The sequence below is a fragment of the Morganella morganii genome, assembly GCF_019243775.1.
GTDB lineage: Bacteria > Pseudomonadota > Gammaproteobacteria > Enterobacterales > Enterobacteriaceae > Morganella > Morganella morganii.
Map to the genome: position 1 here is coordinate 923648 of NZ_CP069157.1, position 13420 is coordinate 937067.

Here is a 13420-nt window from a genome sequence, read left to right on the forward strand (position 1 = left end):
TAGATGATATTATAATGGTATAAAATGATACGTTGCTGCTAAGGAGAGAAAATTGGCGGAACCCCGGACACAGAAAGTCACACTGGAAAATGTGGCCGCTATTGCGAATGTCAGTAAGATCACCGCATCCCGCGCATTTTCGCAGCCGGATAAGGTTCACCCGGAAACTCTCAGGCGTATTCTCGATGCCGCAGATAAAATCGGTTATGTGGTGAATGCGGCGGCACGCAGCCTGCGCGCGAAATCCTTCCGTACCATCGGTATTGTCAGCCCGGACATGAGCAACCCGTTTTTCGGCGGGCTGGCCAAGCGCATCACCCTGGAAGCCTATAACGCCGGGTATGACACGCTGATGTTTGACTCCTATGAATCCCGTGAAAATGAAGCGCGTATCATTGATAAGCTGATTGGTTACAACGTGGATGCCATCATTCTGTCCGTTGTCTCCGCCGAAAGGGTGTATCGCCCGGCGTATATGAAACAGCTGGAACTGCTCAATATTCCGGTGATCCTGGTTGACCGTGAGCTGGATGCCAAGGCATGCAGCGGCGTTTACATCGATAATCTCGACTGCGGATTGCAGGCAGGGCGCTATCTGCTGTCACAAAAAGCGGATAACGTGGTGATTGTCTCCGGCCCGGAAGATTCCAATGTGGCCCAGGATCGCGTAACCGGCATGGTGGCCGGTCTGCACGGCCAGGTCAGCAGCGTTAATGTGCTGCATGCGGACTTCCTGATGGATGAAGCCTTTAAAGTCACCGATCATTACCTGAAATACCATCCCGCGCCGGATTATTTTGTCGGCTGCAATAACCAGATCTCACTCGGGATTATCAAAGCTTGTATCCGCCACAACCTGATCCCGCAAAAAGATGTCTCGCTGTTCAGCATCGATGAAGTCTCTCATGCCGATATCTACGGATTCAACTTCCCGTGCATTTCTCATGATCTTCAGGAAATTGCCTGGCAGGCCATCAATATGGCAGTGCGGCGGGCGACCGATCGCAGCGCCCCGGCGAGCAAGGTGGTTGTGCGCGGTCTCCTCAAATCCTGAATCCGCGTCATCCTTCCGCCTGTGGCTGTGTTGGCTTCGTTCGTCCCCCCCCGGTCACATACTGGTGTATGCTCCCGGGGAATCCTTCCCTTGCCGCATGCCACAGACGAAATGATTTAGCGAATCTGCGTCATCCTCCACTCTGTGGCTGTGTTGGCCGCACTCAGAATTCCGGGTCACATACTGGTGTATGCTCCCCGGAATTCTTCCTTTGCCGGTTATCCCGCCGCCCTGGTTTGAAAGAAGATGGTTTTATTCTTTCCGGCGGCGGCTGCACTTTGCCGGCACTCAATGTTGGCAGCAATACCCCGCCTCTATGCCATCGCACTGATGGTTTTGCGGAAGCGCAGCAAAGCCGCACCAAAAAACGCGCCGCCGATAATGATCAGATAAATAAACTGCGGCCAGACGATCAGGAAATCCGCGCCCCGGTAGAGAATAGCCTGTGCCAGGCTGACAAAGTGTGTCGTCGGCATGGTCTGCATAATATCCTGCACAAACTGCGGCATACTTTCCCGCGAGGTCATCCCGCCTGATAACATATTCAGCGGCAGCAGCACCATAATCATCAGCAGCCCGAACTGCGGCATCGAACGGGCGAGCGTCCCCATAAAAATTCCGATGGAGGTGGTGGCAAACAGACTCAGCGCCACCCCGCACATAAACAGCGTAATTGAACCCTCTATCGGCACCTGCAGCAGAAAGCGGACAATCAGCAGCAGCGAGCCGAGTGAGGCAAGCAATACCACCAATCCCATCGACCAGACTTTGGACATCATGATTTCAAACGGCGTCACCGGCATCACCAGCAGATGCTCAATTGTGCCGTGTTCCCGCTCGCGGATCAGTGCCGCCCCGGTCAGGACAATCGACAGCATCGTGATATTGTTGATAATCGCCATTACCGATCCGAACCACATCTGATTCAGGTTCGGGTTAAAACGGGCGCGGATATCCAGATCCACCGGCAGCACCGTGTTTTGCCGGTTTTTAGCCAGAAAAGTATTCACCTCCCCGGTAACAATATTCTGAATATAACTGTTGCCGAGAAACGCCTGGCTCATGCGGGTGGCATCAACGTTCAACTGAATGGCGGGACGGCGTCCGGCCAGCACATCACGCTGAAAATTCGGCGGAATATCCATGGTAAACGTGTAGGTGCCGCTGTCCATCAGGCCGTCCATCTGACTGATATCAATATCTGCCGGGGCCAGAAAATAGGGCTCGTAAAAGCTGTTGATAATGCGCTCGCTGAGCTGAGAGCGATCCTGGTCCGCAATGGCAATCGGTGCCAGATGCAGCGAACCGGAGGTCACCGTCGCCGAGGAATAGATTGATACCGTGAATGCAAACACGATCAGTGCCAGCATTGCTTTATCCCGCATCAGGCTGCGCAGCTCTTTCATGCCGAGATAGATAATATTCTTCAGTGTCCGCATGTTATCCCTCCTGCTTTTTCAGGAAAAAGATGCTGCACCCGAGAACAACCGGAATAGTTATCAACAGCGGAATAAAGGCCTGATACAGATCGATAAGCCCCAGCCCCTTGGAGAAGGTTCCCCGGGTAATGGTCAGGAAATGAGCGGTCGGGTAGATGTGCCCTATCCAGTAACCCATACCTTCCAGTGATGAAACCGGGTCAATCATTCCGGAAAATTGGGTGGCCGGGATCAGGGTAATAATCGCGGTCCCGAAAATTGCGGCAATCTGGCTCTTCATAAAGCAGGAGATCAGCAGCCCCATGCTGGTGGCAATGGTGATATAGCAGAATGCGGCGAGTGTCACCGTCAGCAGACTGCCCTTGAACGGCACTCCGAATACCCAGACGGAGAGGGCGCAGAGCAGGAAAAAGTTAAACATCCCCAGCACGATATAAGGCACCTGTTTGCCGATTAAAAACTCTGTTTTGGTCACCGGCGTGACATAGAGATTGATAATCGACCCCAGCTCTTTCTCCCGCACCACACTAAGGGCGCTGAGCATTGCCGGTATCATCATCAGCAGCAGCGGGATCACCGCCGGAACGATAGCAGGCAGACTTTTCACATCCGGGTTATAACGGTAACGGGTTTCGATATCGATGGCAGAGCGCAGCGGGTTTGCCACCGGCTGTTTTGATGCCATGCGGGTCAGCCAGTTGAGATGCATAGCCTGCACATAACCGCGCACCGTTTCAGCCCGGTTCGGCATGGCGCCGTCCACCCAGACACCCAGTTTCACATCATGGCCTTTGGCGATATCACGGGCAAAATCCGGCGGAATTTCAATCGCCACCGCGATTTCCCCGGCGCGCATCCGGCGCTCCATATCGTCATAATTTTGCAGCGGCGGCTGTTCGATAAAGTAGCGCGAACCGGAGAGATCCTGCACATAGTTCTGGCTGGTGGTGGTCTGGTCGCGGTCGAGCACGGCAAAACGCAGATTTTCCACATCCATACTGATGCCGTAGCCCATAATAAACATCAGGATCACTGTACCGAGCAGCGCCAGTGTCAGCCGCACCGGGTCGCGGCGCAGTTCCAGCCCCTCACGCAGACTATAACTGAACAGACGGCGCAGACTGAAACGGCGCTTCAGTGCCGTGGCCGCCGCTTCGCCGCTGTCGGCGGGTAATTCCGGCGCTTCCGGCGGCGGGGCATCATCCTCAATTCCCGAGGCTTTTTTCAGATAATCAATAAAGACGGCTTCGAGGGTATCAAATTCACTGCCGGCAACCAGGTTTTCCGGCGAGTCCGTCACCAGTACTTTCCCGGCGTGCATCAGCGACATACGGTCACAGCGGGCGGCCTCATTCATAAAGTGGGTGGATATAAAAATCGTCACACCGTCTTTGCGTGATAAATCCACCATCAGATCCCAGAACATATCGCGGGCAATCGGGTCAACGCCGGATGTCGGTTCATCGAGGATCAGCATTTCCGGACGGTGAATCACCGCCACGGCCAGCGATAAACGCTGGCGTATCCCGAGCGGTAACCCCTCCGGCATGGCATCGGCGACATCCGTCAGTTTAAAGCGCGTCATCATTTCATTTACGCGGTCATCAATTTCGTTTTCCGGCACATGGAACAGTTTGGCGTGCAGTACCAGGTTTTGTAAAACCGTCAGCTCACTGTAGAGGGAAAATGCCTGCGACATATAACCGACACGCATCCTGGTATTCAAATCTTTCGGATCGACCTCCTGACCAAACAGCCACGCTTTACCCTCTGTGGCCTGCAACAGCCCGGTGAGCATTTTCATGGTGGTGGATTTACCGCAGCCGTTGGAGCCGAGGAAACCAAAGATCTCTCCTTTCGGGATGCGGAAACTGACGTGGTCAACGGCGGTGAAACTGCCGAAGCGCATGGTCAGATCCTGTGCCTCGATAGCAATCTCTTCATTGTCCTGCTCCTTGCGCGGCGGGATCACCACCGCTTTGTGATCTTTGCGTTTTTCTTCCGGCAGCAGAGCGATAAAGGCGGCTTCCAGCTCATCAGTCTGTGTCTGCGCTTTCAGTTCACGGGCGTGTCCTGTCGCCAGGATTTTGCCGTCGTCCATTGCGACCAGGTGATCAAATCGTTCCGCCTCTTCCATATAGGCTGTCGCCACCAGCACACTCATATTTTGCTGGCGTTCGCGGATGCGGTCGATAAGCTCCCAGAACTGGGCGCGGGAGAGGGGGTCAACACCGGTGGTCGGTTCGTCGAGGATCAGCAGTTCCGGGTCATGGATCAAGGCACAGCACAGTCCGAGCTTCTGTTTCATCCCGCCGGAGAGTTTTCCCGCAGGGCGGTCGCGGAACGGGGCGAGCCCGGTGCTGGCGAGGAGATCGTCAATCCGCAGACGACGTTCTTTCTCAGACTGGCCGAACAGCCGCCCGAAAAAATCCACGTTTTCAAACACCGACAGGGTGTGATACAGGTTTTTCCCCAATCCCTGCGGCATATAGGCAATACGCGGACATACCGCGCGGCGGTGCTCTTCTTCGCGGATATCACCGCCCAGCACAATCACATTACCCTGCTGCACTTTACGGGCACCGGCAATCAGGGAAATCAGGGTGGATTTCCCGACACCGTCCGGCCCGATCAGCCCCACCATCTGCCGGGCGGGGATGTTCAGCGTGATATCATCAAGGGCGCACACATCACCGTAATGATGCGTAACCTGTTCCAGGGTGACGATTGCGGTGTCGGAATGCTGTTTTGATGATGTCATTGAGGTAATTTCACCTCCAGGTCAGCCGGCCAGTCCTGCTTCGGGTCAAGCCGGATATAAGCGCGTCCCGGCAGACCGGTTTTCACATATTCCAGATGTTTTTCCAGCAGTTCGGGGGCGATACGCGCACGAACACGGAACATCAGTTTCTGGCGCTCATTATCTGTTTCCACAGTTTTAGGGGTAAACTGCGCGACACTGGCGACATACGAGGTTTTCGCCGGGATCACCAGGTCCGGAGCGGCATCAAGAACAATATGCACATCACTGCCGATGCCCGCCTGTCCGGCCTGTTCGGTCGGCAGGAAGAACGTCATATAGACATCGCTGAGATCGACCATATTCACCACACGGCCACCGGCACCGAGCACTTCACCCGGTTCGGCAACGCGATACTGAACACGGCCGTTGCGCGGCGCTTTCAGCTGGCTGTCATCCAGATCCGCTTCAATCCGGTGTTGTGTCGCCAGAGCGGCATCCACTTTGGTCTGTGCCTGGATAATACCGGACTGTGCGGCATCAATCGCCGCAGAAGCCGCTGCCACCTGAGCTTTCGCCGCTTCCACAGCAGCACGGGCACCCTGCACAACAGCAAGGTCATCATCCACCTGCTGAACAGATACCGCGTTGGTTCTCACCAGTGCCTGTGAACGCGTCAGACGCTTCTGCGCGGCAGTCAGTTCTGCGGTACGCTGGCGTACCATCGCCTCTGCGGCAGCTTTCTCACTTTTCCGCTGAGCCAGTGCCGAGCGCGAGGAAATCACATTACTGTCCGCCTGGCGGTACTGCGCCTGAGCCTCGCTCAGCTGCGCCTCGAGAGTCCGGGTATCCATCTGCGCCAGCACATCCCCGGCGCGGACAAAATCCCCTTCTCTGACATTGATGGTGCTGATGCGTCCGGCGGTTTTGGTTGAGATATCAATTTCCGTTGCCTCGATCCGTCCGTTGCTCTGAGCGAAGCCCGCAGGCAGCCCCGGGCTTTGCAGCATGCGGAACAGGTAGCCGCCGCCGGCAAGGACAATGATCAGGATGAGATAAAAAATCCACGTTTTACGTTTTGATTTTTGCATAGATACCGTGATTACCCTTCTTATGGAAAATAATGAGATAAGCACAACAGCAGCATTTCAATATCAGGCTCGCAAATAATGATGCTTTTAATTTTCAGAACGATGACATTAAATGCTGACAAAGAAAGCATAACCGGATCAGCAGGATAAAGCTGCCGTATATATCACATTCACTGTAAACGGCAGAATACAGCGCCGGGGGATTACACGAATTGCACTGGTTTTTTATCTGACACAGGGATTTTTTACGCCGGAGGCTATCAGTCAGGGGAGTTTGTTTGCTAAAATTTGTCTCTTTCCTTTCCGATAATGACTAATATCTGCGGGATGCAGCCGGAAATATCCTGCTGCATCCTGCTCTTTTGAGTAAATGAGCTTATGTCGCAAAATACCAACACAGTGCCGAAAGTCGGTTTCGTTTCTTTAGGCTGCCCGAAAAACCTGGTGGATTCCGAGCGGATTCTGACTGAACTGCGCACGGACGGCTATCAGGTTGTGCCAAGCTATGATGATGCCGATGTGGTGATCGTCAATACCTGCGGTTTCATTGACAGTGCTGTGCAGGAATCCCTGGAAGCAATCGGCGAGGCACTGGCGGAAAACGGTAAAGTGATCGTGACCGGGTGTCTGGGTGCGAAAGAAGACCAGATCCGTGAAGTGCACCCGAAGGTGCTGGAAATCACCGGTCCGCACAGTTATGAGCAGGTGCTGGCGAATGTCCGTAAATATGTGCCGAAACCGGCGCATGATCCGTTCACCAGCCTGGTACCGGAGCAGGGTGTGAAACTGACGCCGCGCCATTACGCGTATCTGAAAATTTCTGAAGGCTGTAATCACCGCTGCACATTCTGCATTATTCCGTCCATGCGCGGCGATCTGGACAGCCGTCCTGTCGGTGAGGTGCTGAGTGAAGCGCAGCGCCTGGTTGAAGCCGGTGTGAAAGAACTGCTGGTGATCTCCCAGGATACCTCTGCCTATGGCGCTGATATCAAACACCGCACCGGTTTCCGCGATGGTCTGCCGGTGAAAACCAGCATGATCGGTCTGTGTGAGCAGTTATCCCAGCTCGGTGTGTGGGTGCGTCTGCATTACGTTTATCCGTATCCGCATGTGGATGATGTGATCCCGCTGATGGCAGAAGGCAAAATCCTGCCGTATCTGGATATCCCGTTACAGCACGCCAGCCCGCGTATTCTGAAACTGATGAAACGCCCGGGTGCCGTTGAGCGCACACTGGAGCGTATCAAACGCTGGCGTGAAATCTGCCCGGAACTGACACTGCGTTCCACCTTTATTGTCGGCTTCCCGGGTGAAACCGAAGAAGACTTTCAGATGCTGCTGGACTTCCTGACTGAAGCCCGTCTGGATCGCGTCGGCTGCTTTAAATACAGTCCGGTGGAAGGGGCACATGCCAACGAATTACCGGATCAGGTGCCGGAAGAGATCAAAGAAGAGCGCTATCACCGCTTTATGCAGTTACAGCAGCAGATCTCCGCAGAGCGTCTGGCTGAAAAAATCGGCCGCACACTGCCGGTGATCATTGATGAAGTTGATGAAGAAGAGGGCGCTGTCGGCCGCAGTATGGCGGATGCGCCGGAAATCGACGGTATGGTATATCTCAACGGTGAATTTGATGTGCAGCCGGGGGATATTGTGATGGTGAATATTGAACATGCCGATGAGTATGATCTCTGGGGCAGCGTGGTGCGCGAAGCATGACAAACAGTGACAACCGCCTGACCGGACGCCTGATGTTCGGTAATGACCCGGTTCTGCAGGCCGCATGGCTCTATTATCAGTCCGGTCTCAGTCAGACGGAGGTGGCTGATGCGATGGGGATTTCCCGCGTGACCGTGGTGAAATACCTGCAGACGGCCCGGGAAAACGGTGTGGTGCATATCAGCCTGGATATGGCGCGTTACAGCCGCATCGATATGGCGTTGTCACTGAAAAAAAAGTTCAATCTGACCAATGTGCTGGTGGTACCGGACAGCCCGGTTACGGAGGCGGCGGCAGATTCCGCCCGCTGCCGGGAAAACATGGCACAGGCGGCCGGGGTGTATCTCAGTCAGGTGATTGAGGACGGGGATGTGCTCGGCGTGGCCTGGGGACGGACAATTCACCATATGGCGAAGTGTCTGACACCAAAAGTCATCCGCAATATGACGGTATTACAGATGCTCGGTTCCGTGCCGTCGCAGCCGGATTTCACCACGGTGGAATCGTCCTCGCTGATTGCCGGAAAGTTCGGCGGTGAGTGTGCGTATCTGCATGTTCCCGCGATTGTCAGCTCTGCGGAGCTGGCAGATGCACTGCGCCGTGAGCCTATCATTCAGGCAAACTTTGCTCAGCTGGATCGCTGCACCAAAGCACTGTTTGTGGCCGGAAATGTCACGGAAGAGAATCCGTTGATCCGTGCCGGCGTGATTACGGCGGAGGAAATGACCGATTTCCGCCGCAAAGGGGCTGTCGGGGTTATTTGCGGACGTTTTTATGATCAGGCGGGTGAGCCGCTGGATACCCATACGGATGCCCGCATCCTCGGTATCAGGCTGCCGCAGTTGCGGAATATCGCACGGCGGATTTTTATTGCCACCGGTGAACAAAATATCGCCGCCACCCGCGGGGCACTGTATGGCGGATATGTTTCTGATTTGATTGTTGATCCGCTGATCGCAGCACATTTGCTGTCAGATAAATAAGTGCAAAAACCGCCGGAAGGCGGTTTTTTTACATCAGAGCATCAATATCGCCGGTTACTGTTTTTCCGCTGCTGCTTTTTCTTCCGGTGTGCGGGTATCTCCCTTACCGTTGTTCAGCAACTGAATAGCACAGTCCATATATTTATCCGCACCGGCCTGAATCAGCTCGTGGTTAAATGCAACTGCGGGTGCACTGTCCTGCAATGCGGTCACATTGATATCACCGTTAAACTGCTTGTTTAAATCGACTTCGCCTTCAATCGAGACATAGTAAGCAATGCCGTCCGGCAGATAGCGTCCGCACTCTTCAATGCTTTTTTCGCTGAATTGCGGGGATTTTTTTGTGGCGGCACATCCGGACAGGAGAAGAACGGCAGAAGCAAACGCAGCGTAACAAATGACTTTTTTCATAAAAACCTTAAATAACAGATACATTAAGATTTTAATTATATTGCAAATGATTATCATTTAAAATAATTAATTACGTAAGGTGACAAAAAACGACGCATTGCGCCGTTTTCTGCCGCCGGTAATTACTATTTTCCGGTTTTCAGTCCGTAGGTTTTGAATTTCCCCAGCACCCGCTGCATCTCCTCCGCACTCAGTACCGGTACATCCGGCGTGATGGCGCGGACTTTCAGATACAGCGCGGAGAGCACTTCAACCTCATGCGCCAGCCACAGCGCTTTTTCCAGGTTGACTTCCATCGCCAGCATGCCGTGATGCTGCATAATCAGAGCCTTACTGGTTTTAATCCCTTCCGCAATAATATCAGCCAGTTCGTGTGTGCCGAAGGTGGCATACGGCACACAGGGGATATGGTCGGTTCCGGTCACGGCGACCATATAATGGATGGCCGGAATGGATTCATTGAGAATGGATACCGCCGCTGTATTCAGAGCGTGATTATGGACCACCGCATTCAGCTCAGGACGCGCCTGATAGCAGCTCAGGTGAAAGTGCCATTCGCTCGACGGGATTTTATCCGCCTCTGCCTGGCCGGTACTGTCCATATACACAATGCTGTCCGGGGTCAGTTTTTCATAAGGCACGCCGCTCGGGGTGATCAGCATGCCGTCCTGCCAGCGGGCGCTGACATTACCGGACGTCCCCTGGTTGAGCCCGCTTGCGTTCATCTTCAGACAGGTATCGATAATCTGTTGTGCCAGTTCAGTACGGGTCATGATCACACCTCATACTCAGACGGCCACATCTCCGGGAACATGCCTTTCAGCCCGGCCGGGGAGGCATCACAAATGCCGCGTTCGGTGATAAGCCCGGTGACATACTCCGCCGGAGTGACATCAAAGGCATAGTTACCGCAACGGGTGCCCGCAGGTGCAGTATTCACCCAGCTGCGGGTACCTTCCGGTGTGATGCCGAAAACATGTGACTGTTCCTCACCGGCACGCTGTTCAATCGGGATCTCTTTTACCCCGTCCCACACGGTAAAATCGAGGGTCGGTGACGGCAGCGCTACATAGAACGGCACATTGTTCGCTTTGGCCGCCAGTGCTTTCAGGTAAGTGCCGATTTTATTGCAGACATCCCCGCGAGCAGTGGTGCGGTCAGTGCCGACAATACACATATCCACTTCGCCGTGCTGCATCAGGTGCCCCCCAGCGTTATCTGCAATCAGGGTATGCGGCACACCGTGCGAGCCCAGCTCAAAGGCAGTCAGTCCGCCCTGGTTGCGCGGACGGGTTTCATCCACCCAGACGTGAATATTAATGCCTTCATCATAAGCCTGATAAATCGGTGACAGCGCGGTGCCCCAGTCAACGGTAGCCAGCCAGCCGGCATTACAATGGGTCAGGATATTCACCGGCTCACCCGGTTTTTTGCGGGCGGCGATGTCGCGGATAATTGTCAGGCCGTGTTCGCCGATGCGGTGACAAATTTCCGCATCTTCATCAGCGATTTCAGCGGCAATACGGTATGCGGCGTCACCGCGCTCAGCCGCAGGAAGTGGTGTCAGGGCACCGCAGATTCTGTCCAGCGCCCATTTCAGGTTGATCGCGGTCGGACGGGTGGCAACCAGCACGTCATAAGCGTTTTTCAGGGCGGCATCACTGCTGTCACGGTGCATCGCCAGCGCCACGCCGTAAGCAGCCACAGCACCAATCAGCGGTGCGCCGCGTACCCACATATCTTTGATGGACGTTGCGGCTTCCTCCATCGTCGTCAGTGTGATGATACTGACTTCAAAAGGCAGTTTTGTCTGATCAAAAATACAGACATCAATACCATTATCTGCGGGCCAGACGGAACGGTAATGTTTTCCGTTAATTTTCATTATATAACCTCGTGTGCAGGTGACGCTTAACAATAAGAAAGAAAGGCTTCGACATCGGTAAAGCTGTGATAATGGCGCGCGTTGACAATCAGCTCCCGCGCCAGTTTCAGGGCTTTGCGCTCAAGTACCGCGCGTTTGTCCGCATCAGCAATGGTTTTGAAATCAGCAACTCCGGCAAACCCGAGCAGGCGGCGGTTGATTTCCAGCCCGGCATTGACCAGCGTGTCCTGAAACAGTTCTTCGAAGAAGCTGTCCTGAGCGGCTTTCAGGAATTTGTCATCAAACAGGCCGTCCTGGTACAGCTCACGCGGCCAGGCATCGCCCTGTGATTTTTCGGCCCACAGGCGGCGGAATTCAGTCTCAAACGTATTCCAGGTCTGGCTTATCTGCGATAACAGCCATTGCTGATAGCGCACGGTCTCTTCCTCTGTCTTCCGGTGTCCGGGCTGAGAAAACCAGGCCATATATAAGTTACCGGCATAGTTGCCGGTATCAAACGCCATCGGCCCCATAAAACTGAATTCAGGATCAATAACCTGAACAGAGTCAGTGCCAATCATGACGGATCCAGAGTGCAAATCTCCGTGCAGCAGCGCCTGTGACTGTGTCATAAATTTGTACTTATAGCGCATCGCGACCTGCACCATTTCTCTGTCCAGCATCACGGCATTTGCATCGCGGTCAAGCTGCGGAGAGGTGTGATTATTGCGCGGCGCCGGGAAGTAAGGTTCGGTAAAAATCAGATCTTCGGTGATTTTGCATAATTCATGGTTAGCGGAGAACTGTGCGGTCAGGGCTTTTTTCTCCTGTGCCGCCATGCCGATATCCGAGGTATGGAACAGAGTTTGCGCCATAAACAGGCCGATTTTCTCCGCCAGCTGAGGGACATATTCTCCTGCAATCAGTGCTTTACGCAGAATGATATGGTCAGCGAGGTATTCCATGGCAAACAGCGCCATGGCTTCGTCATAGAAATAGACATCCGGCACACTGTCAGGCGCGAAGCGCTTTTCCTGTGATAACGCATGGTATTCGAAATAATTACGCTGCAAAGAGAGTTTCCAGGATTCACCGGCCGCACGGACATACGGCAGTGATTGCTTGACCACCAGAGTCCGCTCACTGCCTCTGACAATAAACACCAGATTGAGATTACCGTCACCGACTTCCTCTGTCTGCCAGGATTCCGGCGTGCCGCCTGGTAAAATGTCATCCGGTAAATGTGCGGACAGGTAAGCGGGAAGGGTGCCACAGGTTAGCGGGGTATATCCGGCAGGGGTTTTTTGCGTCATAAGATAACCTCAGAAACAGAGATAAATGGCTACATATGTAAATTATAACTATACATATGTATTTTTTCTGTGATGCAACTAACACATAGCCGGAAATAGCCTTTCTTAAGCAGGTGATAAGGAAGTAATATAAATATTTCTTAAGTATTTTCACGCAATTATTTTTATGAAATACCGGGGTATATTATTAACCGATATTCAGTGAACGGTATTTTTCAGAAATACGTTTAATCTTATTAAGATTCTATTTTGATATTAATTGTGATCGGGTAGGTATTATTACATTAAACAGACGTATTGATATTGCAAAGAATACACCTATAAGGTTAAATCCCGATTACTAAGACTGAAGATGCCGGTTATTCATGACTGTTGATTTTTATTTTTTAAATTTCATGTTGTTATGAGGTTATTGAGCCGCTGATAAGTAAGCGGATGGCAGACTCTGAAAAACAGAATTTTTTGTTATCACGTTGTCAATATAAGTGAATGAGAATCTTATGGAGACAGGAATCTATATATCCCTGTGTCGGAACACGGATTAAAGAAAAGCGAAAATACTTAGGATTAAGTATCGTCCGGTTAGCGGAAGACATGGGAATAACGCAGCAGCAATTTAACCGTTATGAACGGGGAATAAGCCGGATTAGTATACATTATCTGATGTATCTGGCAGAAATGTTCCATGTTCCGGTGGATTACTTTTTCGATCAGGAATAGTTTATCCCCGCTAAGTAGTGACACCGTACCACCTGTATGTGAGAATAGCCGGCAATTAACATCGCACTGGTTGCTAATTGCCGGTC

11 protein-coding genes are annotated in these 13420 nt (G+C 52.9%); 4 read left to right on the forward strand and 7 right to left on the reverse strand.

Annotation, left to right across the window (positions count from 1 at the left end):
• The first annotated feature begins 52 nt into the window (after window positions 1-52).
• Window positions 53-1054: a LacI family DNA-binding transcriptional regulator gene (locus JL661_RS04190; protein WP_062772686.1), complete on the forward strand. Its 1002-nt coding sequence runs from the start codon at window positions 53-55 to the stop codon at window positions 1052-1054.
• A 314-nt stretch (window positions 1055-1368) separates the two neighbouring features.
• On the opposite strand, the gene JL661_RS04195 is transcribed toward JL661_RS04190, so the two are convergent.
• Genes JL661_RS04195 through JL661_RS04205 form a run of 3 tightly spaced genes read right to left on the reverse strand, consistent with a single transcriptional unit; the run spans window position 1369 to window position 6324 of the window.
• Entirely contained in the window at window positions 1369-2493 is a 1125-nt protein-coding gene (locus JL661_RS04195; protein WP_004237730.1) for an ABC transporter permease, read from the reverse strand.
• A 1-nt stretch (window position 2494) separates the two neighbouring features.
• Window positions 2495-5254 (reverse strand): ribosome-associated ATPase/putative transporter RbbA, encoded by a 2760-nt coding sequence (gene rbbA, locus JL661_RS04200; protein WP_062772689.1) that lies wholly within the window; start codon window positions 5252-5254, stop codon window positions 2495-2497.
• On the reverse strand, window positions 5251-6324 hold the full coding sequence (locus JL661_RS04205) for an HlyD family secretion protein (RefSeq protein WP_062772692.1): 1074 nt from the start codon (window positions 6322-6324) through the stop codon (window positions 5251-5253). Before JL661_RS04205 ends, rbbA begins: the two co-directional genes overlap by 4 nt.
• Before the next feature lie 378 nt (window positions 6325-6702).
• Here JL661_RS04205 and rimO point away from each other — a divergent pair, with 378 nt between their 5' ends.
• Entirely contained in the window at window positions 6703-8043 is a 1341-nt protein-coding gene (gene rimO / locus JL661_RS04210) for a 30S ribosomal protein S12 methylthiotransferase RimO (protein WP_004237733.1), read from the forward strand.
• A complete protein-coding gene (locus JL661_RS04215; protein WP_004237734.1) occupies window positions 8040-9026 on the forward strand; it encodes a sugar-binding transcriptional regulator in 987 nt (328 codons plus the stop codon). The genes rimO and JL661_RS04215 overlap by 4 nt, the downstream gene beginning before the upstream one ends.
• A gap of 54 nt (window positions 9027-9080) precedes the next feature.
• On the opposite strand, the gene JL661_RS04220 is transcribed toward JL661_RS04215, so the two are convergent.
• From JL661_RS04220 to mtnK, 4 genes are all read right to left on the reverse strand, one after another.
• Window positions 9081-9437 (reverse strand): hypothetical protein, encoded by a 357-nt coding sequence (locus JL661_RS04220; protein ID WP_015422927.1) that lies wholly within the window; start codon window positions 9435-9437, stop codon window positions 9081-9083.
• Between the two features lie 125 nt (window positions 9438-9562).
• Window positions 9563-10210, reverse strand: coding sequence for an L-fuculose-phosphate aldolase (locus JL661_RS04225; protein WP_062772695.1), 648 nt, complete (start codon window positions 10208-10210; stop codon window positions 9563-9565).
• A gap of 2 nt (window positions 10211-10212) precedes the next feature.
• Window positions 10213-11322, reverse strand: coding sequence for an S-methyl-5-thioribose-1-phosphate isomerase (gene mtnA / locus JL661_RS04230; protein ID WP_004237737.1), 1110 nt, complete (start codon window positions 11320-11322; stop codon window positions 10213-10215).
• Window positions 11323-11348: 26 nt separating this feature from the next.
• Window positions 11349-12614 carry an S-methyl-5-thioribose kinase gene (gene mtnK / locus JL661_RS04235; protein ID WP_062772698.1) on the reverse strand — a complete coding sequence of 422 codons (1266 nt, stop codon included), beginning with the start codon at window positions 12612-12614 and terminating at the stop codon, window positions 11349-11351.
• A gap of 489 nt (window positions 12615-13103) precedes the next feature.
• Here mtnK and JL661_RS18530 point away from each other — a divergent pair, with 489 nt between their 5' ends.
• Complete coding sequence (locus tag JL661_RS18530; RefSeq protein ID WP_062772701.1) at window positions 13104-13334, forward strand: helix-turn-helix domain-containing protein; 231 nt, start codon at window positions 13104-13106, stop codon at window positions 13332-13334.
• Window positions 13335-13420: the final 86 nt, after the last annotated feature.

Coding starts and splice junctions, on each gene's coding strand:
- mtnK (WP_062772698.1), bottom strand. CDS start 12,614: ATGACGCAAAAAACCCCTGCCGGATATACCCCGCTAACCTGTGGCACC.
- JL661_RS04195 (WP_004237730.1), bottom strand. CDS start 2,493: ATGCGGACACTGAAGAATATTATCTATCTCGGCATGAAAGAGCTGCGC.
- rimO (WP_004237733.1), top strand. CDS start 6,703: ATGTCGCAAAATACCAACACAGTGCCGAAAGTCGGTTTCGTTTCTTTA.
- JL661_RS18530 (WP_062772701.1), top strand. CDS start 13,104: ATGAGAATCTTATGGAGACAGGAATCTATATATCCCTGTGTCGGAACA.
- JL661_RS04220 (WP_015422927.1), bottom strand. CDS start 9,437: ATGAAAAAAGTCATTTGTTACGCTGCGTTTGCTTCTGCCGTTCTTCTC.
- JL661_RS04205 (WP_062772692.1), bottom strand. CDS start 6,324: ATGCAAAAATCAAAACGTAAAACGTGGATTTTTTATCTCATCCTGATC.
- JL661_RS04225 (WP_062772695.1), bottom strand. CDS start 10,210: ATGACCCGTACTGAACTGGCACAACAGATTATCGATACCTGTCTGAAG.
- JL661_RS04215 (WP_004237734.1), top strand. CDS start 8,040: ATGACAAACAGTGACAACCGCCTGACCGGACGCCTGATGTTCGGTAAT.
- rbbA (WP_062772689.1), bottom strand. CDS start 5,254: ATGACATCATCAAAACAGCATTCCGACACCGCAATCGTCACCCTGGAA.
- mtnA (WP_004237737.1), bottom strand. CDS start 11,322: ATGAAAATTAACGGAAAACATTACCGTTCCGTCTGGCCCGCAGATAAT.